Below are 21552 nucleotides of genomic sequence, written 5' to 3'. Positions count from 1 at the left end.
AATGGTAAAACGGGTTTATCTCTTTACATGCTGTACTTGAATAATTGCCTATTACGTCTAAACAGGCTTACCATGTCGTACGCATAATATATACACGTACGATCTGATAAGTTGCGTTAACAGTCCGTTAAATCCAACTGACTGATATCTCCCTTTATTGGTTGCTGTCTATGTAAGTAACAGCATCACCTACTGTTGCAATTTTTTCGGCATCTTCATCAGCAATTTCCATGTCGAATTCGTCTTCTAATTCCATAACAAGTTCCACTACATCAAGTGAATCAGCTTCTAAATCTTCTTTAAAAGATGCTTCAAGTGTTACTTTATCCTCATCCACATCAAGACGATCAACAACGATTTGCTTTACTTTTTCGAATGTTTCTGACATTGTACGTCACCTCCTTTCAAAGTATAGATTATGTAGCTCATTACATTACCATTCCACCATCCACTTGGATTGTTTGACCAGTAACATAATTTGCTTGTTCTGACGCTAGGAATAATGCGACATTAGCAACATCTTCTGCTTTTCCTAATTTATTCAACGGAATTAATGCTAACATTTGTTCCTTTTGTTCTTCTGTCAATTCATCTGTCATATCCGTCGCAATAAAGCCAGGTGCAATGGCATTTACTAAAATATTTCGTGCTGCTAATTCCTTCGCAGTCGTCTTCGTAAGACCGATTACGCCTGCTTTAGCTGATACATAGTTAGCTTGTCCTGCATTACCACTAACACCAACAACAGATGATACGTTAATAATTCTACCACTACGTTGCTTCATCATCTGACGAGTAACAGCTTTGGTACATAAGAAAACACCTTTTAAGTTAATGTCAATGACATCATCAAAATCAGCTTCACTCATTCGCATTAATAAATTATCTCTTGTAATACCAGCATTATTAACTAATACATCAAGACTTCCGAACGCTTTAACAGTTTCCTTCACCATTGCTTTTACATCCGCTTCATTGCTTACATTTGCTTTAATCTTAATTGCTTCGCCACCATTGGCAACAATTTGATCGACAACTTCTTGTGCCTTCGCTTCACTACCTGAGTAGTTTACCACGACTTTAGCGCCTTTACTAGCAAAAGTTAAAGCAATTTCTCGACCAATTCCTCTAGACGCACCTGTAATAAGGGCTACTTGATCCTTTAACATGTTTATTCCTCCTTCATCCAATCCATAAACGCATGAAGAGATGCTACATCTTGTACAGAGAAAGTTTTCGCACGACGATGTACTTTCTTCACAAGTCCCGTTAATACTTTACCACTACCAACTTCCACAATCGCATCTAGCTCTTCTTCTAAAAGTTGCTCAATAATTTCTTCAAAACGTACTGGACAATATAATTGTTCTACTAACAACCCTTTAATCTGTTCTTGTTCCGTCACCTTTTCTGCTGTTACGTTAGCATAAACAGGAACTTCTGCATCAGACCAGTCTACTTCTCCTACTAACTGCTCAAATTCTATAGCAGCTGGTTTCATTAGACTAGAGTGAAATGGTCCACTAACGGTTAAAGGTAATACCCTTTTTGCTCCTGCTGCTTTTAATTGCTCTACTGCAACATCAATAGCAGCTTTCGCACCAGAAATAACAATTTGCCCTGGACAGTTTAAGTTAGCAATTTCTACAACTTCATTTGTTTGTTCACTAATAGATTGTAGTTCTTTTTGTAATGTTTCTTGCTCCATACCTAAAACTGCTGCCATTGAGCCTTTACCTGCCGGATAGGCACTTTCCATTAGTTTTCCTCTTTGATGAACTAATTGAACAGCATCAGCATAAGAAATAGCTTGTGCAGCAACAAGTGCACTGTATTCCCCTAAACTATGTCCACTTGTGACAACTGGTTTAATACCATTTTCCGCAAGAAGATTTGTTAGAGCTGTACTAACTGTTAACAATGCAGGTTGGGTATTTTCTGTTTTTGTTAATGCCTCTTGTGGTCCTTCAAACATGATTGATGTTAAATCATAACCTAAACGATTATTTGCGGCATTAAAAAGTTCTCTTACTTGTGGGAATTCTTCATATAAATCTCTTCCCATTTCTACTACTTGCGATCCTTGGCCAGGATAAACAAACGCTACTCTTTTCAACGATTATTCCCCCTCATTTACTCGTTGCAATGTTTTTACTTCTGCTTCGATTTTTCCTATTACATCATTATCTACTATGTCTCTGGTTTGACGAATCGCACTAAAGATAGCTTGTTGATTGGATGACCCGTGTGCTTTAATAACTGGCGCAGCTAAACCGAACAGCGCAGCTCCACCATATTCCGAATAATCTAATTTACCTTTCAAGCCTTTCAAATCGCTTTTTACAAGAGCTGCAGCAAGCTTTGTTTTCGTGTTTTTCATGAATGTATCTTTAATCATAGAAAACATCATTAATGCTGTTCCTTCAATTGTTTTTAGTGCAACATTTCCACTAAAGCCATCTGTTACAACAACATCGGCAACACCATCTAATAAATCTCTTGCTTCGACATTACCGATAAAATTAATTGGTAACTCCTGCAAAAGATCAAATGTTTTTTTCGTTAAATCATTTCCTTTTCCGTCTTCTGTTCCAACATTCAAAAGTCCTACTCGAGGATTTTTTACTTGTCGAACCTTTTCCATATAAATAGAGCCCATTAAACCGTATTGTTGAAGGTGTTGCGGTTTAGCATCAACATTTGCCCCTACATCTAGTAATAAGAAACCATCACCATTTACCGTTGGTAGTGTCGGGCTAAGCGCAGGGCGTTCTATCCCTTTAATTCGACCAACTACAAATAAGCCCGCACTCATTAATGCACCTGTATTCCCTGCTGAAATACAGGCATCCGCACGTCCAGCTTTCACTTCATTTGCCATCAACACTAATGAAGCATTTTTTTTCCGTCTAACAGCTTTAACTGGTTCATCATCACTTGTAATTTTCTCATCGGTATGAATGATTTCTAGTGATGGGTGTTTATCTGTGTAGGGTGTTATGTTGCTTTCATCACCGATTAACGTGATTGTTAGATCATCAAATTGCTTAACTGCTTGTAAAGCTCCTAAAACGATTTCCTTTGGCGCATGATCCCCACCCATTGCGTCGATTGCTATTTTCATGATTCGTTCCCTTCCTTCTCTTGATTCGACCGAAACATTTCAAAAACTCCAGAAAACACCTTCTCATTACCTACATAGCTATGTACTTCTACAAGTGTACGATTACTGTTTTCTGTTCTATCTACACATGCCTTTGCAACAACTCGTTCACCTTCTGATACTTGACGAGTAAAAGAAATATCTGCATGTGTCGTAAGTGCTAACTCATCATTAATAACGGCAACTGCCAATGAGTTTGCTTGTGCAAACAAATGATGCCCTCGCGCTATTTTATTGCGAGAAAAAACATGATCATCGGTAATATCTAAAATAGAAATGGCGCGATTATCTAACTCTAGATCAATAATCTCACCAATCACCTCATCGATTGGTAACGCCTTAACTGTTTCATTCCAATTGTTTGTCGCAACTGATTTTATTCGTTCACGTAATTCTGGAATATTTAATTCCATTCGATCTAATCTAATTGTTTGGATACTTACATTGAAAAATTTTGCTAGTACTTCATCTGTTAAGAAAGGTTTGGCTTCAATCTTCTCTTTAAGTTCGGCTTGCCTTTCCTTCTTTGTCTTTTTCATGACATCCACCCACCGTCCATTTACAAGTCATCTTCAAAAATTATGACTAGGTACTAATAGTAATATATAATATCATTTTAAATTATGCAAGTGAATCTAATTTAATAACTGTTGATCGATATCCAGTTGAGATAGTAAATAGTTCATCAACGGTTCAAAGGCTGGCTCTTTCCACAATTGATTAGCAACAATTTCAACAGCATCAGCTCTAGCTGTCTCTAGCGCTCGATAGTCATGAACTAAATCTGCTAACTTAAAGTCAGGTAAACCACTTTGCTTAACACCGAATATATCACCGGGTCCACGCAATTCTAGATCTCGTTCTGCTAAAACGAAGCCATCCGTTGTTTCTGTCATAATCCTCATCCGCTCTTTACCTGTATCACCTTTAGGATCTGCTACTAAAATACAATAACTTTGCTTATCTCCCCTACCAACACGTCCTCTTAATTGATGAAGTTGAGAAAGACCAAATCTATCTGCATCCTGTATCATCATTACCGTTGCATTTGGTACATTCACCCCTACCTCGACAACTGTAGTAGAAACTAATATTTGCACCTTATTTTCCGCAAAATCATTCATCACTTGCTCTTTTTCTTCGGAAGTTAACCTACCATGCATAAGCCCGACTGTTGCTTTCCCGTTTAGAATCTCTACTAACTGATGGTATAAGTCAAGTGCATTTTGAATATCTAGCTTGTCCGATTCTTCAATTAGTGGACAAATAATATATGCTTGTGCTCCTTGTTTTACTTCCTTGTAGATAAAATTAACCGTTCGCTCAAACATATTCTGTTTTACCCAGTACGTTTCAATAGGCTTTCGACCTTTTGGCATCTCATCAATTTTAGAAACATCCATATCTCCGAATGCAGTAATCGATAACGTCCTTGGAATCGGAGTCGCCGTCATAAACAAGATATCTGCTAGTATCCCTTTTTCTCTTAGCGTGTTCCGTTGCTGTACACCAAAACGGTGTTGCTCATCAATAATGACATAACCCAAGTGATTAAAATGTACATCATCTTGGATTAATGCATGTGTTCCGATCACAACTTGGCACGTACCATCTTCAATTTCTGCAACGATTTCCTTTCTCTTTTTCCCTTTTATTGACCCTGTTAACCGTCTGAGCGTTACATCATTAGGTAACAATCCTTGTAATGATTCCTCATGTTGCTCCGCTAAAATTTCCGTTGGCACCATAAAGGCTACTTGCTGACCTGCAGTAACCACACCATAAAGGCTTATAGCCGCGACAGCCGTTTTTCCTGAACCTACATCGCCTTGTAACAATCGATTCATTCGGTTAGGAGACTGTAAATCCTCAAAAATTTCTGCTAGCACTTTTTTTTGAGCAGATGTTAAAGCGAAAGGAAACTGGCTAATCAATTGTTTGACACGATCCATTTTTATCGTTTTTGCATTCCCCTCTGTCGCTTCTTTATTTCTCTTACGAAACAATTGCATTTTAATTTGAAACAGCAAGAGTTCTTCATAGATAAATCGTCTTTTAGCATGTTTTAAATGTTGAAAAGATGCTGGAAAGTGCATATTTTGCAATCCACTCGCTCTATCAGGTAGCTTATAATTATGCAAATAAGTCACAGGAATTATTTCGGTTAGCTCATCAGAAAAGGATGTTAATGCATTATTCATCACTTTTTGGAATTGGGCATTTTTTACATCTCCTTTAGAAGAATAAATCGGGGTAATAGGACTTGTTCCATCTATTGCGCCCTTTTTGTAGTTATCAATCGTAATTTGTAGTCGGTGTTGATCCCACTTACCATTGACCGATACTTTTTCACCTGGAACAAAATGTTGCTTAGCAAAGGAACGATTAAAGAGTACACCCTTCACAACAGCTCCGTCCACGCGTAATGACACGACCATTCTTGACTTTTTTCTTTGATAAAATTGTACAGTAGGCTCGTGAATTACCTCACCTACTATTGTGACTTTTTCATTATGTATTAATTCATGAAGGGGTTTTTGTTCATAGTGATCATAGCGATTAGGAAAATAGTAGAGCAAATCTTCTAACGTATCAATTCCAATCTGCTCTAAATTCTCCGCTAGCTTAGGTCCTACACCTTTGACTTCTTTAACAGAAATATCATTCATTTTATTCACACTCTCTTACTTCAATTATGTATTCATTATAACGCAAGTTGAGTGTTGGAAAAAGCATGATTGGATAAAATCCGTGCTAACACAACAAAAGCTCTACCCGATTGGATAGAGCTACTTCTTGTTATTCAATAGAGAAGATGTACGAATAGATTGGTTGATTACCATTATGAACTTCTACCTCTATATCTTCAAAATGATCTTCTATAAATGTAATAATTTCACTTTCTTCTTGATCAGAAGCTTCTTCACCACGGATAACCGTGACAATCTCATCTTCGTCTGCATCAATCATATTTGTCAGTAATTCTTTAATTACCGTCATCTGATTTGCATCTGTAACCTTAATTTTCCCGTCTGCTAGTCCCATATAGTTACCATTTTCGATTGTTAAACCATCGATTTGTGTATCACGAACAGCATACGTAATTTGTCCAGTTTTGACTTGTTTACTTGCTTCAGTCATTACTTCTTTATTATCAGCAAGATTTGCCTCTGGACTGTAACTTAACATTGCAGCCATTCCCTGCGGAATTGTTTTAGTTGGCACAACAGCTACATCAACATCTGCTAATTCTGCTGCTTGTTCTGCAGCCATTACAATGTTCTTATTATTTGGTAATATTAAAACATTTTCTGCATTCGCTTCATTAATAGCATTTGCGATATCTTTCGTACTTGGATTCATCGTTTGACCACCTTGAATGACAACGGTCGCTCCCAAGCTCTTTAACAATTCTGTCAAGCCATCACCCATCGCAACTGTTACAATACCAAATGGTTGCTTCGCTTTTTCTTCCTTCTCAAGAAGGCTAGAATGTTGCTCTCGCATGTTTTCAGCTTTTAATGAAATAAAACTTCCGAATCGTTGACCTAAATTAAAAATATCACCTGGATATTCTGCATGAATGTGAACCTTAACAATTTCATCATCTGATACAACTAATAGTGAATCGCCGTACTCACTTAATTCTTCTCTAAAAGCTGCTTCATCGAATGGATTCTCTTTTAATTTATCTTCTTCAAATCGAACCATAAACTCTGTACAATAACCATATTTAATGTCTTCTGTACTCATAAAGTCCTGTGCTTGTTTATGGTGTTCTGCATTTACTAGATTCTCAAGATCCATTGTTTCATCATGAGATACGTCTGGTAACTCTTCACCATTTAATACTGCTAAGAATCCTTCATAGATAACGACTAATCCTTGTCCACCACTATCAACTACTCCTACTTCTTTCAACACAGGCAATAGTTCAGGTGTTCTTTTTAAGGATTTCTTCGCAGCCTGTACAACTTGTTCCATAAACGAGACAACGTCTTCTTCATTTTCTGCGATCTTTTTCGCTGCTTCAGCTGTATCCTTGGCAACAGTTAAAATTGTTCCTTCAACAGGTTTCATAACGGCTTTATATGCTGTTTTCACACCACTTTCAAGCGCAATCGCAAAATCTGCTGTATTTAAATCTGTTTTTCCTTCGGCCCCTTTAGCAAATCCTCTAAATAATTGAGACAAAATAACACCAGAGTTACCTCGTGCTCCCATCAACAAGCCCTTTGCAAAAGCATTTGCTACATCGGATGCTGTATCTTGACTGGCCTGTTTTACCTCTCCTGCACCCGAAGTAATCGATAAATTCATATTTGTTCCCGTATCACCGTCAGGTACCGGGAACACATTTAACGCATCAATTTTTTCTGCATTATTGGTTAGATGGTGTGCACCTGTCAGCACCATCTTCGCTAGCAATGCACCATCTATATTTTTTTGCACCACTTAATTGTTCCTCCCTCTACTCCATTTACAAATAATAAAATTAGCAATTCCCTTGATCGAAAGCCTCTATCTCACGTATTCATTTTCATTTTTATTTATCTTTCGCTCATTCAAATTCATCTAGCTTTTCATATATGATGAAACGTGCATTTACATATTAATCTTGGATGACGCGAACCCCTTGTATGAAAATATTGATTGACTGTAATCGTAAACCTAATGTTTTCTCAAGGTTATATTTTACTTGTGATTGTACATTATGTGCAACTTCGGATATTTTCGTACCATATCCTACTATAATATACATATCGATATGAATATCATCTGCCTCTTGTCTAACCACAACGCCTTTTGAAAAATTTTCTCTTCGAAGAATTTCAGCTATTCCATCACGCAACTGATTTTTAGATGCCATCCCGACAATGCCATAACATTCAATGGCAGCCCCTCCTGCAATAGTTGCAATAACTTCATTTGTAATTGTTACATGCCCATCATTAGAATTTAATTCAATTGACATATTTTATCCTCCTTCTACACAAGTAAGAGAAAATTCATACACACGTTTATATGTTCGTTCTTCATTAATCACTAGAGAATGAAGGGTGTTCCATTATAGAATGTATGAAAATTGTGCCTATGTCAAGCATTATCAGAACTAATAGAATCTTTGCTTCACGTAAGACAATGATATAATAACGTTCCATCCAATTAGATTTTTTGAAATTTAAAATTGCAAATCGATTAACTTTGTGGTAAATTATATAAGTATGGACCTGAGTAAGTAGGAGGGAACGAAATTATGGGACGCAAATGTGTTGTAACTGGTCGTAATACGACTTCAGGAAATAGCCGTTCACATGCTATGAATTCAAACAAGCGTAAATGGAAAGCTAACGTACAAAAAGTTAGAGTTATGGTTGATGGAAAACCTCAACGTGTGTATGTTTCTGCTCGTGCGCTTAAATCTGGCAAAGTAGAACGCGTTTAATTAATAAGAAAATTTTACATGATGTAAGAAAAGAAGGCTTCTTTACTATTAAGAAGCCTTCTTTTCTTTTCATGGTCATTTTGTGTAACATCGCTAGTTTTAAACATGTACGCATTTTTTATACTACCCCAATTATTGCTTTTTCCCTGAACCTAACAATGCTCGAATAAAACCACCAAGAAAACGCGGGAGCTTAATTGTATAAAATTTCATCATACCCCTCCTCACTATGAAGACATACCCTCAGCAAAAACCAATGTCTGATACAGTTTATGTGGATGCATAACTATAATTGCATAACTTTCCATAATTCTAGAAAGATTTACGAAAGTTCCTCTTCGGTTGTCTTTATCATTATTAATATGCCCTCAGTGAATAAAAAAGTACCTTTACTATTAATTAATTGATTGGAAATACAACGTGTACTTCCCCACTTAACTGTATAGTCTTCTAGAGGATAATAGAATCCTTTTAACGTTAGCCCTTCAACTGTAAGAGTTAACGGGATAAATGAAATTAACTCTTTACTAGTTGCGTGAATCTGATATGTTCCTGGCTTATAAACCGATAAAATATTTTTATTATCTATAATTTTACCTTCAATATCTCGTTCTAATAAATAATAGAGCATTTGGATATTCGCTAATTCGTGGTCCAATCTTCCTGCTGTCACACCAAATAAATAGATGGAAGTAGGTTGCTTTAAGAGTGCAGCTTCCAGTGCTAACTCTAAATCTGTTTCATTCTTTTCTATAGGATATTGTCTAAAGCTAGCTGAGGCTTGTTTAATATGCTCTTTCTCTGCCCGACTAATGGAATCAAAATCGCCTATTGCAATATCTATAGGTAATTGACTTTTCAACAAATACGAAGCCCCCAAATCTGCTCCAATCCATACATCGATTTCTTCTCCGTAAGAAGTTAACGAAGCTAACGCCTTCTCAGGCCCCCCAGCAACAATACCAACCTTCACAATTAACAACAACCCTTCATATGTATACTTAAAATTCAAACTCTAAAAGCGATAGTAAATGTTGATCCATATTGGATACTTCATGAAACGCGCACATCCATTCTTATTGACGAGTAGTGGAGAGGTCGTCGCTACGTCAGAATACTCCGCTTTCATAGTGTTTTCTATGCCATTGAACGCGTAGTGTGTTTTGCTGGAGTGGTCTGTTACTACTCATCACCAACAGAATGGAAGAAAGCCTATCTCATACAGACCATCGCTTTTAGACTAGGTAAAAAGCACAAACCGCTTCATTATCTTTGCTGTTTTACGCCATAATGTAGAAAATCCGAACATCTCTATTTAGACTACGACAATAAAGTTAAACTTCAATCAGAGGAGATTAACGTCCGTTTATTCTCCATTTAGTTCCCTTGTTTTAAGGCTAGCCTTGAAATGGGGACTTATGGACGTTTACACCGTGATAAATTTTGTCGTGTCAGATTGTTCGGATCCTTATTTTTTACTACATGTAATTACAGCTCGATTTAGTTAAATTTCTTAATTGTTGAATCGCAGCTGATCGGTCTTTTTCGTTAAACACAGAGCTTCCTGCAACTAATACGTCAACACCAGCTTCGATACATTGCTTAGCAGTCTCTTCATTTACACCACCATCAACTTCTATTTCAAAAGATAGTCCTAGTTCTTCTCGCCATTTGGCTGCTTGTTTTACTTTATCTAGTACTTCTGGTATAAATGCTTGTCCACCAAACCCTGGGTTAACAGTCATAAATAAGACTAAATCAACATCTTTTAAGATAGGTTTAATCATTTCAACAGGTGTTGCTGGATTTATAACTACACCAGGTTTAACTCCAGCTTCTTTTATCATATGAATCGTACGATGTAAATGTGTACATGCTTCAACATGAACAGAAATAATATCTGCTCCGGCTTGAACAAATTCCGGAATATATTGATCTGGCTTTTCAATCATAAGATGAACATCCATTGTTATATCGGTTAATGGACGAATCGCTGATAATACCACTGTACCAAACGAAATATTAGGTACAAAGTGTCCATCCATCACATCAACATGAATATAATCTGCTCCCCCATTCACTACATCTTGAATTTCTTCTTTTAAAACAGCAAAATCAGCTGCTAAAATAGATGGTGCTATCTTTGTTGTCATCTTAATACCTCGGCTTTCTATTCTTAATTTCCTCCGCAAACTGGAGATAATTCTGATACCGTTCTTCTAATATCTCACCGTTTGCAATCGCATCTTTCACTGCACATTTCGGTTCTTTTATGTGCATGCATCCCCTAAACTTACACTGGTCTTCGAGCTCAACAAAGTCTGGAAAACAGCCTGGCAATTCTTCTAATTCTATCTCCTTAAAATCAAGCGCGCTAAACCCTGGAGTATCAGCAATTAACCCATTTTCGAAAGCAATTAACTCGACATGGCGAGTTGTATGCTTCCCTCTTCCAAGACTTTCTGATATATTGTCAGTCTCTAGTTGTAAACTAGGCATGATTTTATTTAAAAGAGATGTCTTTCCAACCCCAGATTGACCAGCAAAAACAGAAACTTTATCATTTAAATAATCAGATAATTGCCGCTCAACCTCCTCATCTTTTGTAGATAGAAATTCAACTGAATAGCCAATTTTTTTATAATAATCAAGTTTTTCTTTTATACGTTCCGCCTCATCAACTGCTAATAAATCCATCTTCGTAAAGAAGAGTAATGGGGTAATTGCTTTTGATTCAACTAAAACTAAAAACTTATCCAATAAATTAAGACTTAAACCTGGTTCTTTTACAGAGGTAACAATAATCGCTTGGTCTATGTTGGCAATAGGTGGTCGTGTCAACTGATTTTCACGCTCTTCAATTGACAATATATATCCTTCTTTCTTATCCCCGTATTCAAACTCAACAAAGTCGCCAACTAATGGGGTAATCTTTCTTTGACGAAAGACTCCCCTACCTCGACATTGAATGACTCCACCCTCATATTGCACATAATAAAAACCACTTAATGCCTTAATAATTCTGCCTTTTGGCATTTACTCACCCTCTACATCTTCATATGATAATGTCTTTTCAATGACTATCTCATCGTTTCTAATGACTTTATAGCTCGCTTCGTCTTCAGGTTCAATCGTCAATTCTACCGAAAACTCCGTATCTTCTGTAATCATCTTTTCTTCGTCATAAAGCTCTGAAATATCATGATTGGCATCTCCTACATAAATACTTACTTCCTGTGCTTCTGGCTCCTCTTCTTCAGCATCACCAGTATAAGGAATGGTAAATGTCTCTTTATGTGTAATAGGTTGTTTCGGCTCTGGACCAGTCGATACCGTTAATTCAACCGTTTCGCCCTTTTCTATTTCTTCATTCGCAGAAGGGCTTTGTGAAATAACGTGACCTTCATCTACATCATCACTATGTTCCTCTGTGATATTTACAGATAGTCCTCTGTCTTCTAGATACTTCGTTGCCTCATCTTTTTCCATACCTACTAAACGATTTAATGTCACTTTTTCTGGTCCTTTACTTATTTCAAAAATAACCGTCGTATCACGTGGAACGACATCAGAATCAGCAGCAGGTTGGATTTGTTCGATAATTTCACCAACTGGTCTATCAGAAAATTCTTCATAAAATTTTACATCCTTATAACCTTGGTTAAGCAATAAATCTTCAACCCGGTCATAATTACTTCCAACATGGTCATCAAAAGTTTCTGTTTCAGGCCCTAAACTGACATAAACAGTAATATCTTTACCCTCTTTAATCTTTTGATCTGGTTTCGGGAACGTTTCGATTACATGATTTTCTTCCACTTCTTCATCATGATCTTCCTCTTTCACCACATTTAGTTTTAAATCCTCTAATTGTTGTAAAGCTTCCTCATAAGTCATGTCTGAAACATCTGGGATTTCCACATCTTTCGGTTGAAATAGACTTGGAAAAACAAACAGCGCTAATAAAATCGCACCAAAAAGAATAACAAACAAGCTAGTAACCCAAACAAACGGTTTTTTTCGCTTTTTCTTCTTTTTCTTTTCGTTTTCTTCTTGCCCATTCATTTTCGTAGCTTTATTAACAATAGTTGCATCCTCGTCGACAATTGTCTCATTTAGCTCACTATCATCTTTTACGATTGGAATTGCTTTTGTAACGGTATCCTCTGACTCTGGTGATTGATATTTCTCTACGTTCAATCGCTCTGGATTTAGTGCATGATTAAGATCGTCTTCCATTTCATAAACTTCTTGGTAACGATAAAACGGATCTTTCGTTGTTGCCTTTAACACCACATTCTCCAGAGATTGTGGAACTAATGGATTTAAATCCTTAACAGAAGGTGTTTCCGACTGTAAGTGTTTTAATGCAATCGATACTGCTGATTGGCCAGAAAAAGGTAAATAACCTGTTAACATTTCGAATAGCACAATTCCTAATGAATAAATATCTGATTTACGATTAGCTTTCCCACCTCTAGCTTGTTCAGGAGATAAATAGTGAACCGATCCTAATACAGAATTCGTCTGTGTTAGCGCAGTCGCACTTAAAGCAACAGCAATTCCAAAGTCTGTTACTTTAACCTGACCATAAGTATCAATCAAAATATTTTGCGGCTTGATATCACGGTGAATTAACCCATTATCATGCGCATGTGAAATAGCAGAAGTAATTTGTGTCATAATCTCTATTACTTCCTCTACTTCAATTGGTGCATGCAATTGTATGTATTGTTTCAACGTCATCCCGTCAACATATTCCATAACCATGTAATAAATTTGTTCTTCTTCACCTACATCATAAATACTAACAATATTCGGATGTGACAAGCTTGTAGCCGCTTGAGCTTCCCGATGAAATCGCGTAATAAATTCTTCATCATTGGCATACTCTAAACGTAAGACTTTAATAGCAACTTGTCTATTTAAAATCGTGTCATTACCAAGGTAGACATTTGCCATCCCACCTCCGCCAATTGATTTAATTATTTCATAACGCTCATTTAGCATCTTTCCCTCTAGCATGACGACTCACCAACTTTTTCTTGATGACTAATGATTGTTAAAGTAATATTATCTTCTCCTCCACGTTCATTCGCTATATCAATGAGAGTTTGACTAATATCTTCCTTAGGAGTAGTCAAAATAAGTTCATGTAATTCTTCATCACTTATTTTATTTGTCAAACCATCAGAGCATATTAGAAGCTGCTCAAAATCATTCCAATCGGAACGATAGATATCTGGTGCGAGATCAAATTCTGTACCAAGTGCTTTTAGGATCATATTGCGTTTCGGATGTACTTGCGCATCTTCCTCTGATAATTGCCCTGTTCGGACTAATTCACCTACGAGCGAATGGTCATTTGTCACCTGTTTCCAATTGGTTTGATTAAATAAATATGCTCTACTATCTCCAATATGAGCAACTGTAAGCTCCCTTTCTGTACATATAGCAGCTACAACCGTTGTTCCCATACCTTGATAGGCATCTTCAGCTTGTGCTTTTTCATAAACAATATTGTTCACTTGTTTGATGGAATCTGTTAACCATTTCTGTGTATCGATCTCATTAATCGGGGAGTCCACATTGGACCATAACTTTTCAAATTGTTCAATTGTTAGGTTACTAGCTACATCACCAGCTTTGTGGCCACCCATTCCATCTGCTACAACCGCAAGCAACCCGGTATCACCTGGAAATACAGCAACAGCGTCTTCATTTAATTCACGAACCTTACCTTTATCAGTCTGATAAACATATCTCATTTCAACACCTCTTCTAATCAACTATTCCGGATTAATCTTGTCATGAAAAAGCCATCACTGTTAATATCCTGAGGAAATATTTGTATACCGACTTCACTTTTTCCTGGACTGTTTTGTAATACTTCCGGTAAATTCTCCAAAAATGACGGATCCACTTGATAGTGGGGGTGATTAACTAGAAAGTCCTTAATAATCTCTTCGTTTTCCTCCTGATCAACCGTACATGTACTATACATGAGTTTGCCATCTTTTTTTAACAATGGTTCGATATGACTTAATATTTCTTTCTGAATGGTTGATAACCTGGCTACATCTTCACTCGTTTTATTATATTTTATATCAGGCTTACTACGAAGTACACCAAGACCTGAGCAAGGCGCATCGATTAAAATGCGGTCAAACGTTTCCTCTTCATGCTTTTCTCGTAAATTTCTTGCATCAGCTTGACCAGCTGTTATCGATGTAAGACCTAATTGCTCTGCTTTTTCTTCCACTAAAGCAGCCTTTTTAGCATGTAGATCATAAGCATATACTTTGCCATTATCTTTTAATTTTTCTGCTATATGAGTAGCTTTCCCACCAGGAGCACTACAACTATCAAGAACAGTTTGACCCTCTTTTAAATCCATCATTTCAGCCACAAGCATAGAGCTTTCATCCTGAATAGTGAACAATGATTCTTTAAACAGTTCCGTTTTTAGTACATTTCCTTCTTCCACTACTAAGCCTTGCTCTGAAAAAGGAGACTTATGAACTTTAATTTGATTTTCTTCCAGCCTTTCGATTAATTGTTCTCTTGTAATTTTTAACGGCTGGATACGTAAAGATACTTGTTTATGTGTAATATTCGTTTGACACATTTCTTCCGTAATTGACACACCATATTGCTTTATCCAACGCCTAACAAGCCAAAGCGGATGGCTTGTTTCTACACTAATTCTCCGTGCAGGATCACTTATTGCTTGGTAGTCCGGAAAACCATCTCTTTGGGCTGAGCGTAATATTCCATTAACCAAACTAGCAATTCCTTTGTGACCTTTACGTTTAGCAATCTCAACTGATTGATGTATGACAGCGTGATCGGGAACTTTATCTAAATATTTCATTTGATAGAATGATAAATATAGTAACCATTTTACCCAGTTATCCATTTTTTTCTTTGACTTGATAAATGTTGCTAAATCATACTCTAGTGTTAGCTTTCTTTGCATTGTGCCATACACAATTTCGGTGAGCAGCGCTCCGTCACGTGCGTCAAGTTGATGTTTTTTTAGTTGTTGATCGATAACTAAATGGCTGTAGCCACCTTGATCACCAATTCGGATCAAAAGTTCGAGTGCTATCTGTCTAATATTATATGGTTGTTTTGTCATTCGCCTAGTTTCTCTCCTACTGTCATATTACTACCAACCCCTCGCAAGAAATCCGCTGCCTGCATTTTTTTCTTTCCTGCTGGTTGTACAGTCATTAGCTGAATCGCTTTATTGTCAGCTGTTGCTACAACAACTCCAGTATCATTCAATTCAATTACTTCACCTGGTACAGCATCTGTTACCGTATCTACTTTACTTGCTTGATACACTTTTAACACTTTACCTTGCCACGTCGTAAAAGCAACTGGCCATGGGTGCAGACCTCTAATATGATTGTAAATAAATTGTTGTGATCTATTCCAATCAATTTGCTCTTGCTCTCTTTTAATATTCGGTGCAAAAGTTGCCTCATTGTCGTCTTGTGGTGTACGTCCAGCCTCACCTGTAAAAATGGCAGGTAATGTAGCTGATAATAGCTCAGCACCTACTTTAGATAATTTATCATGCAAAGAGGCCACATCATCCGCATCTTCAATGGTCACTGCTTCTTGACTAATCACATCACCAGCATCTAATTTTTCCGCCATATACATGATCGAGATGCCTGTTTGTTCGTGTCCCTCTAAAATAGAATAGTGAATCGGAGCTCCACCTCGTAACTTCGGTAATAAAGAAGCATGCACATTTACACATCCGAATGAAGGAATATCTAATAAACCTTTAGGAAGTAACTGTCCAAATGCCGCCGTTACAATTAGGTCCGGCTTTCTCTTCTTAATTTCTTCGTAGTCATCTTTTATTTTTTCTGGTTGGAACACCGGTATGTGATGCTTTTCAGCAGCAACCTTCACAGGCGGAGGTGTCATAACCTTCTTTCTACCACGTGGACGGTCTGGCTGTGTCACAACTAGGTCAATCGTGTATTCTTCACTAATTAATTGTTCTAATACCGGAACAGCAAAGTCTGGTGTTCCCATAAAAATAATTTTCTTCATAAAAAATCTCCTCTTACATTAAAGAATATGGTTCAAAATCTACTTGTATCGTTAAGTCATTACGATGGATTTCATCCTTATAATGATCTTGTATTTTTCGAACAATTTCTCGTTGATTTGGTTCATCCTTATATTTTACCATGCACTGATAGCGATATCTATTATTTATGCGAACCATCGGCGATGGAGTTGGTCCTAAAATCGTAGCTCGGTCTGATAAATGCTTGTACAATAACTTACTGATCGTCTTTGTTACTTCTTGTGCTTTGAATTGATTAGGATGGGATACTGTGAATAATGTCAAATAATAGTAAGGCGGATAATGAAAACTTCTACGCATCTCCATTTCCTGCAAGTAAAACTGTTCGTAATCATATTGACTAGCTAATTGCACACTATAATGCTCAGGTGTATAAGTTTGTACAATCACTTCTCCAGGCAATTTATGTCTACCAGCACGCCCACTTACCTGTGTTAATAATTGAAAGGTTTTTTCAGACGACCTGAAATCTGGCAAATGTAACATAGTGTCCACTGCTAGTACACCGACAAGTGTAACATTTTCAAAATCTAACCCTTTAGCAATCATTTGTGTACCTAATAAAATATTCGCTTCACCATTACCAAATCGTTCAAGCAATTTTTTGTGCGATCCTTTCCGCCTTGTTGTATCCACATCCATTCGAATAATACTCGCTTCCGGTATATGCTCTCTTAGCGCCTCTTCTACTTTTTGTGTTCCTGTACCGAAATAGCGAATGCTTTTACTTGCACATGAGGTACACTGTTTTACCATCGGAATCTTATAGTCACAATAATGACACTTTAATTGATGGCTACTTTTATGATAAGTTAATGCAATATCACAGTGTGGACACTTCATCACTTCCCCGCAATCTCGACACATAACAAAAGTAGAATGACCTCTTCTGTTTAACAACAATACAACTTGCTGATTTTTACTAATCCGCTCTTGCACAGATTCGAGTAAGTTCCGTGAAAACATCGTACGGTTGCCCGCATGTAACTCATCACGCATATCTACGATTTCAACTGGTGGCATAGCTGCTTCATTCATCCTATCAGGCATTTCTAATAAGTGATATACTCCTTTTTTAGCTCTTGCATAGGACTCCAGCATAGGTGTTGCACTCCCGAGAATGACAGGACAATGATGATACGACGCACGTTTTTTTGCCACTTCACGAGCATGATATCGAGGTTGTTCATCTTGTTTATAGCTCGTTTCATGTTCTTCGTCAATTATGATAATACCAATATTCTCGAACGGTGCAAAAATCGCCGAACGAGCTCCTACTACCACTTTTACTTCTTGTTTATGAATTTTCGTCCATTCATCATATTTCTCACCTGGTGACAAAGCACTGTGCAAAACCGCTACTTCTGAACCGAATCTACCTTTGAATCGATTTACCATCTGTGGCGTCAGTGAAATCTCTGGCACTAATACAATTGCTTCTTTTCCCTTCTGCAACACTTTATCAATAGCTTGTAAATATACTTCTGTCTTACCACTACCTGTTACACCATGCAAAAGAAATGTTTGATCCTGGTCCGCTTCTATTGCTTGCCAGATTGGTTCAATAGCCTTTTTTTGCTGAAGGCTTAGTGGTAAAGGAGTAGTTCTTTTAAATGTTTCGTCCTCGTATGGATCACGGTAAACGTTTTGATCTATCTTTTTTAACATTTTCTTCTCTACTAGTTGGTTGATTGTTGCCGTTGTCGTACTTAACACTGCGAGTAATTTCTTCTGTTCAATTGGATCTGGGTTCCCAATAAAATACTCAATGATTTGCCTCTGTTTTTTTGCACGTGGATCAATATCCTCCAGTGCTTCTACTAACAAGTATGGCTCTTTATTCGGCGCAATAAACCGTATAGTTTTTTTTGTTTCTTTTGATTTGACCAAATAATTAATTTGAACGTGACCATTTCGCACTTCTTTTAACAAAAGGTTATAATCCCCGTTTCGCTCGACAAATTCTTCATAATCCATTACCGCTCTACCAGCAAAAAGTGTTTGTAAAGCATCAGGTAATTCCTCTTCTGTTAATGCTTCAATTTCTTTCTTATATTTTGCTTTTAAAATTTGAGGTAACATCGCTTGGAATGTTTGAATATAAAAACTAACCGTCTGGTCACTCACCCATTTTCCTAATTGTAATAATTCTCCTGTTAAAATCGGGGTAATATCCATTACATCTTCAATCGGTTTTAATTTTCCATAATCAGACTCACTGACAACATCTAAAACGAATCCCATTACTTTCCGCGGACCAAACGGTACTGTTACTCGCATACCTGCCTGTACAAGATTTTCTAATTTTTCTGGGATTAAATAATCAAATGTATGATTTGTTTGGTTGGTAGGCACATCCACTATCACCTTAGCAACTCGCATTATGCATCCTTCCTTAATTCCACATCAATTAATTGAATAATTTGCTTAGCAATATTCTTTTTCGTAGCTTGCTCAATTGCTTGTTCTTCTCCATCTTTTGTCATAAATTTCACTTCATTTATATCTGACCGAAAGCCGATACCTTCTTTACCAATATCATTCACTACAATGGCATCCAAATTCTTCTTGTTCATTTTCTGCCTACCATATTCCTCTATTTCTTGCGTCTCTGCTGCAAACCCTACTACATATTGCGTTGTTTTATGTTCACCTACATATTGGAGAATATCTGTTGTTCGCTCCATCTCTATCGATAACGGTCCTTTTTGTTTCTTCATTTTATGCTCATAGGTCATTATTGGACGGTAATCAGCAACAGCTGCTGACTTAATAATGACATCCATCTCTTTATAGTATTTTTTCACTTGCTCAAACATTTCCGCTGCAGTTGTGACATTTATTAACGTAACATTTACAGGAGGTTTGATTGTTGTGGGTCCAGAAACAAGTATCACTTCTGCACCATTTTCCATTGCTGCTTGTGCTAACGCATAACCCATTTTACCAGATGAATAATTCGTAAAATAGCGAACAGGATCTACCGTTTCTCTTGTTGGACCTGCTGTTATTAATACCTTCTTTCCTTTCCATCTAGTCGTTTTACTTGTTTCCACTTCCAATATCTCTACAATGTTTTCTGGTTCTTCCAAGCGACCTTTTCCAACATAACCACAAGCTAAATAACCGTCGCCAGGCTCAATAAATTTGTATCCCCACTTTTCTAATGTATGTAGATTGTTAATTACTGCCGGATGCTGGTACATATGGACATTCATCGCTGGTGCTATATATACTGGTACCTCCGTCGCTATAAGTGTAGTTGTTAACATATTATCTACAATACCATTAGCTAATTTACCTATAATGTTAGCTGTAGCTGGTGCTATTACAACTAAATCAGCCCAATCAGCTAAATCAATATGGGCAATTTTCGCTGCATCTTTTTCATCAAATGTATCGGTATAAACAGGGTTTCGAGATATCGCTTGAAAAGTAAGTGGTGTGACAAATTCAGTAGCACTTTCTGTCATGATTACTCTAACTTCTGCTCCGGCTTGTGTTAATTTACTTGTCAGTGCAACTGCTTTGTATACTGCGATTCCACCTGATACTCCAAGCAATATTTTCTTTCCTTCTAGCATAATCAAAACCTCTTTTCTTCTTATATTCCGCAAAAATCCGCTTATAGAAGAAACCCCCGCAAGCTAAAAAAGCAATGCGAGGGAGGAATCTTCTATTTAACATCTACATTATTCATTCTCTTGTTGTGATATAGGATCAACTGTTAGTTTTTCCTGTAACACTTCTTCTAAAGCTAACCCAACTGTTGTAGCTGCTTTTGGTGATTCTACATGATGGATTTTTGTATTTTGAATTTGACGCGCTCTTTTTGCAGAGAGTGTTACTAATGTATATTTTGAGTTAATTTTTGTTTGTAATTTATCAATTGATGGTTCTAAAATCATTTTTCATCTACCTCCAATAATGCTTTATATTGTTTTGCTACTCGTTCACGCTTACTATGTTCAGCTTGAACAATTGCTTGAACCTTCTTCACAGCTTCACCTATATTATCATTTACCACAACATAGTCATATTTGTCCATCATTTCAATTTCTGAACGTGCTTCTTTCAATCTATTTAAGATCAAATCTTCTGTCTCTGTTCCACGATCAATGATTCGATTTTTTAATTCTTCCAAGCTAGGAGGAATGAGAAAAATAAATACACCTTGTGGGAAGTTCTCTTTTACTTGTAGCGCACCTTGCACTTCTATTTCTAAAAATACGTCGTGACCTTTTTCCAAGGTTTCTTCCACATATTGCTTTGGTGTTCCATAATAGTTTCCTACATACTCGGCATATTCAAGCATTTTTCTCTCTTGAATCATCTGTTCGAATTGCTCGCGTGTTCGGTAAAAGTAATCAACACCTTCTTGTTCACCTTCACGCATTGCTCTAGTCGTCATAGAGATAGAATATTTTAAATTAGTATCTTGTTCAAACAATGCCTTTCGTACTGTTCCTTTCCCGACTCCAGATGGGCCAGATAAAATAAACAGTATCCCTTTTTCTTCGATCAAATTATTTCCTCCTACTATTCTTCATTTATTTCATCGTGACTTAAGACTCTTTGCCCAACGGTTTCTGGCTGAACAGCTGATAAGACAACGTGATCACTGTCAGTAATAATGACCGCTCTTGTTCTTCTTCCGTATGTAGCGTCTACTAGTTTGTTATTTTCTCTTGCCACTGTGATGATTCGCTTAATTGGAGCAGATTCTGGTGAAACAATAGAAATAATTCTATTAGCTGACACCACATTCCCAAAACCGATATTGATTAACTTCAAACTCATTATTCGAGTTCCCCCTTAAATTATACA

At 37.0% G+C, this 21552-nt stretch carries 22 protein-coding genes; 1 reads left to right on the top strand and 21 read right to left on the bottom strand.

Going from position 1 to position 21552, the window contains the following annotated elements; all coding sequences use genetic code 11:
- Positions 1-154 precede the first annotated feature (154 nt).
- The 8 genes from acpP to SH601_RS03360 all read right to left on the bottom strand — a co-directional run bounded on the left by acpP (position 155) and on the right by SH601_RS03360 (position 8138).
- Positions 155-388, bottom strand: a complete 234-nt coding sequence (gene acpP, locus SH601_RS03395) for an acyl carrier protein (RefSeq protein ID WP_319956818.1) — start codon at positions 386-388, stop codon at positions 155-157.
- Between the two features lie 40 nt (positions 389-428).
- Entirely contained in the window at positions 429-1169 is a 741-nt protein-coding gene (gene fabG, locus SH601_RS03390) for a 3-oxoacyl-[acyl-carrier-protein] reductase (protein ID WP_319956817.1), read from the bottom strand.
- 2 nt (positions 1170-1171) lie between these two features.
- Positions 1172-2116 (bottom strand): ACP S-malonyltransferase, encoded by a 945-nt coding sequence (gene fabD, locus SH601_RS03385; RefSeq protein WP_319956816.1) that lies wholly within the window; start codon positions 2114-2116, stop codon positions 1172-1174.
- A gap of 3 nt (positions 2117-2119) precedes the next feature.
- Positions 2120-3124: a phosphate acyltransferase PlsX gene (gene plsX, locus SH601_RS03380; protein WP_319956815.1), complete on the bottom strand. Its 1005-nt coding sequence runs from the start codon at positions 3122-3124 to the stop codon at positions 2120-2122.
- Entirely contained in the window at positions 3121-3702 is a 582-nt protein-coding gene (fapR, locus tag SH601_RS03375) for a transcription factor FapR (RefSeq protein ID WP_319956814.1), read from the bottom strand. Before fapR ends, plsX begins: the two co-directional genes overlap by 4 nt.
- Before the next feature lie 96 nt (positions 3703-3798).
- Complete coding sequence (recG, locus tag SH601_RS03370) at positions 3799-5832, bottom strand: ATP-dependent DNA helicase RecG (RefSeq protein WP_319956848.1); 2034 nt, start codon at positions 5830-5832, stop codon at positions 3799-3801.
- Between the two features lie 130 nt (positions 5833-5962).
- Complete coding sequence (locus SH601_RS03365) at positions 5963-7618, bottom strand: DAK2 domain-containing protein (RefSeq protein ID WP_319956813.1); 1656 nt, start codon at positions 7616-7618, stop codon at positions 5963-5965.
- 157 nt (positions 7619-7775) lie between these two features.
- On the bottom strand, positions 7776-8138 hold the full coding sequence (locus SH601_RS03360) for an Asp23/Gls24 family envelope stress response protein (RefSeq protein ID WP_319956812.1): 363 nt from the start codon (positions 8136-8138) through the stop codon (positions 7776-7778).
- Positions 8139-8420: 282 nt separating this feature from the next.
- Here SH601_RS03360 and rpmB point away from each other — a divergent pair, with 282 nt between their 5' ends.
- Positions 8421-8609 carry a 50S ribosomal protein L28 gene (gene rpmB, locus SH601_RS03355; RefSeq protein ID WP_319956811.1) on the top strand — a complete coding sequence of 63 codons (189 nt, stop codon included), beginning with the start codon at positions 8421-8423 and terminating at the stop codon, positions 8607-8609.
- A 132-nt stretch (positions 8610-8741) separates the two neighbouring features.
- Here rpmB and spoVM read toward each other — a convergent pair whose 3' ends face one another.
- From spoVM to remA, 13 genes are all read right to left on the bottom strand, one after another.
- Positions 8742-8822: a stage V sporulation protein SpoVM gene (spoVM, locus tag SH601_RS03350; RefSeq protein WP_319956847.1), complete on the bottom strand. Its 81-nt coding sequence runs from the start codon at positions 8820-8822 to the stop codon at positions 8742-8744.
- A gap of 109 nt (positions 8823-8931) precedes the next feature.
- Positions 8932-9582, bottom strand: coding sequence for a thiamine diphosphokinase (locus SH601_RS03345; protein WP_319956810.1), 651 nt, complete (start codon positions 9580-9582; stop codon positions 8932-8934).
- A gap of 505 nt (positions 9583-10087) precedes the next feature.
- Positions 10088-10762 carry a ribulose-phosphate 3-epimerase gene (rpe, locus tag SH601_RS03340; RefSeq protein WP_319956809.1) on the bottom strand — a complete coding sequence of 225 codons (675 nt, stop codon included), beginning with the start codon at positions 10760-10762 and terminating at the stop codon, positions 10088-10090.
- 1 nt (position 10763) lies between these two features.
- A complete protein-coding gene (rsgA, locus tag SH601_RS03335; RefSeq protein WP_319956808.1) occupies positions 10764-11645 on the bottom strand; it encodes a ribosome small subunit-dependent GTPase A in 882 nt (293 codons plus the stop codon).
- Positions 11646-13634, bottom strand: a complete 1989-nt coding sequence (gene pknB, locus SH601_RS03330) for a Stk1 family PASTA domain-containing Ser/Thr kinase (protein WP_319956807.1) — start codon at positions 13632-13634, stop codon at positions 11646-11648.
- Positions 13628-14377, bottom strand: a complete 750-nt coding sequence (locus tag SH601_RS03325; protein WP_319956806.1) for a Stp1/IreP family PP2C-type Ser/Thr phosphatase — start codon at positions 14375-14377, stop codon at positions 13628-13630. The genes pknB and SH601_RS03325 overlap by 7 nt, the downstream gene beginning before the upstream one ends.
- A gap of 17 nt (positions 14378-14394) precedes the next feature.
- On the bottom strand, positions 14395-15750 hold the full coding sequence (rsmB, locus tag SH601_RS03320) for a 16S rRNA (cytosine(967)-C(5))-methyltransferase RsmB (protein WP_319956805.1): 1356 nt from the start codon (positions 15748-15750) through the stop codon (positions 14395-14397).
- Positions 15747-16685 carry a methionyl-tRNA formyltransferase gene (fmt, locus tag SH601_RS03315; RefSeq protein ID WP_319956804.1) on the bottom strand — a complete coding sequence of 313 codons (939 nt, stop codon included), beginning with the start codon at positions 16683-16685 and terminating at the stop codon, positions 15747-15749. Before fmt ends, rsmB begins: the two co-directional genes overlap by 4 nt.
- Before the next feature lie 13 nt (positions 16686-16698).
- The gene (gene priA / locus SH601_RS03310; protein WP_319956803.1) at positions 16699-19107 is read right to left on the bottom strand and encodes a primosomal protein N'; all 2409 of its coding nucleotides are present in this window, start codon (positions 19105-19107) and stop codon (positions 16699-16701) included.
- Positions 19107-20309, bottom strand: a complete 1203-nt coding sequence (gene coaBC, locus SH601_RS03305; protein ID WP_319956802.1) for a bifunctional phosphopantothenoylcysteine decarboxylase/phosphopantothenate--cysteine ligase CoaBC — start codon at positions 20307-20309, stop codon at positions 19107-19109. The genes priA and coaBC overlap by 1 nt, the downstream gene beginning before the upstream one ends.
- Before the next feature lie 108 nt (positions 20310-20417).
- The gene (gene rpoZ / locus SH601_RS03300; RefSeq protein WP_319956801.1) at positions 20418-20633 is read right to left on the bottom strand and encodes a DNA-directed RNA polymerase subunit omega; all 216 of its coding nucleotides are present in this window, start codon (positions 20631-20633) and stop codon (positions 20418-20420) included.
- On the bottom strand, positions 20630-21250 hold the full coding sequence (gmk, locus tag SH601_RS03295) for a guanylate kinase (RefSeq protein WP_319956800.1): 621 nt from the start codon (positions 21248-21250) through the stop codon (positions 20630-20632). The genes rpoZ and gmk overlap by 4 nt, the downstream gene beginning before the upstream one ends.
- Before the next feature lie 14 nt (positions 21251-21264).
- On the bottom strand, positions 21265-21525 hold the full coding sequence (remA, locus tag SH601_RS03290; RefSeq protein WP_319956799.1) for an extracellular matrix/biofilm regulator RemA: 261 nt from the start codon (positions 21523-21525) through the stop codon (positions 21265-21267).
- Positions 21526-21552 lie beyond the last annotated feature (27 nt).

Origin of the sequence: Gracilibacillus pellucidus, from assembly GCF_033949965.1 — a bacterium.
Lineage (GTDB): Bacteria > Bacillota > Bacilli > Bacillales > Amphibacillaceae > Gracilibacillus > Gracilibacillus pellucidus.
This window is presented reverse-complemented; position numbering and strand designations above follow the sequence as displayed.

Bases quoted from the DNA above. Each gene is read 5' to 3' on its own strand.
- acpP (WP_319956818.1), bottom strand. From the start codon at position 388: ATGTCAGAAACATTCGAAAAAGTAAAGCAAATCGTTGTTGATCGTCTT.
- fabG (WP_319956817.1), bottom strand. From the start codon at position 1,169: ATGTTAAAGGATCAAGTAGCCCTTATTACAGGTGCGTCTAGAGGAATT.
- plsX (WP_319956815.1), bottom strand. From the start codon at position 3,124: ATGAAAATAGCAATCGACGCAATGGGTGGGGATCATGCGCCAAAGGAA.
- fapR (WP_319956814.1), bottom strand. From the start codon at position 3,702: ATGAAAAAGACAAAGAAGGAAAGGCAAGCCGAACTTAAAGAGAAGATT.
- recG (WP_319956848.1), bottom strand. From the start codon at position 5,832: ATGAATGATATTTCTGTTAAAGAAGTCAAAGGTGTAGGACCTAAGCTA.
- SH601_RS03360 (WP_319956812.1), bottom strand. From the start codon at position 8,138: ATGTCAATTGAATTAAATTCTAATGATGGGCATGTAACAATTACAAAT.
- rpmB (WP_319956811.1), top strand. From the start codon at position 8,421: ATGGGACGCAAATGTGTTGTAACTGGTCGTAATACGACTTCAGGAAAT.
- spoVM (WP_319956847.1), bottom strand. From the start codon at position 8,822: ATGAAATTTTATACAATTAAGCTCCCGCGTTTTCTTGGTGGTTTTATT.
- rpe (WP_319956809.1), bottom strand. From the start codon at position 10,762: ATGACAACAAAGATAGCACCATCTATTTTAGCAGCTGATTTTGCTGTT.
- rsgA (WP_319956808.1), bottom strand. From the start codon at position 11,645: ATGCCAAAAGGCAGAATTATTAAGGCATTAAGTGGTTTTTATTATGTG.
- pknB (WP_319956807.1), bottom strand. From the start codon at position 13,634: ATGCTAGAGGGAAAGATGCTAAATGAGCGTTATGAAATAATTAAATCA.
- SH601_RS03325 (WP_319956806.1), bottom strand. From the start codon at position 14,377: ATGAGATATGTTTATCAGACTGATAAAGGTAAGGTTCGTGAATTAAAT.
- rsmB (WP_319956805.1), bottom strand. From the start codon at position 15,750: ATGACAAAACAACCATATAATATTAGACAGATAGCACTCGAACTTTTG.
- fmt (WP_319956804.1), bottom strand. From the start codon at position 16,685: ATGAAGAAAATTATTTTTATGGGAACACCAGACTTTGCTGTTCCGGTA.
- priA (WP_319956803.1), bottom strand. From the start codon at position 19,107: ATGCGAGTTGCTAAGGTGATAGTGGATGTGCCTACCAACCAAACAAAT.
- coaBC (WP_319956802.1), bottom strand. From the start codon at position 20,309: ATGCTAGAAGGAAAGAAAATATTGCTTGGAGTATCAGGTGGAATCGCA.
- rpoZ (WP_319956801.1), bottom strand. From the start codon at position 20,633: ATGATTTTAGAACCATCAATTGATAAATTACAAACAAAAATTAACTCA.
- remA (WP_319956799.1), bottom strand. From the start codon at position 21,525: ATGAGTTTGAAGTTAATCAATATCGGTTTTGGGAATGTGGTGTCAGCT.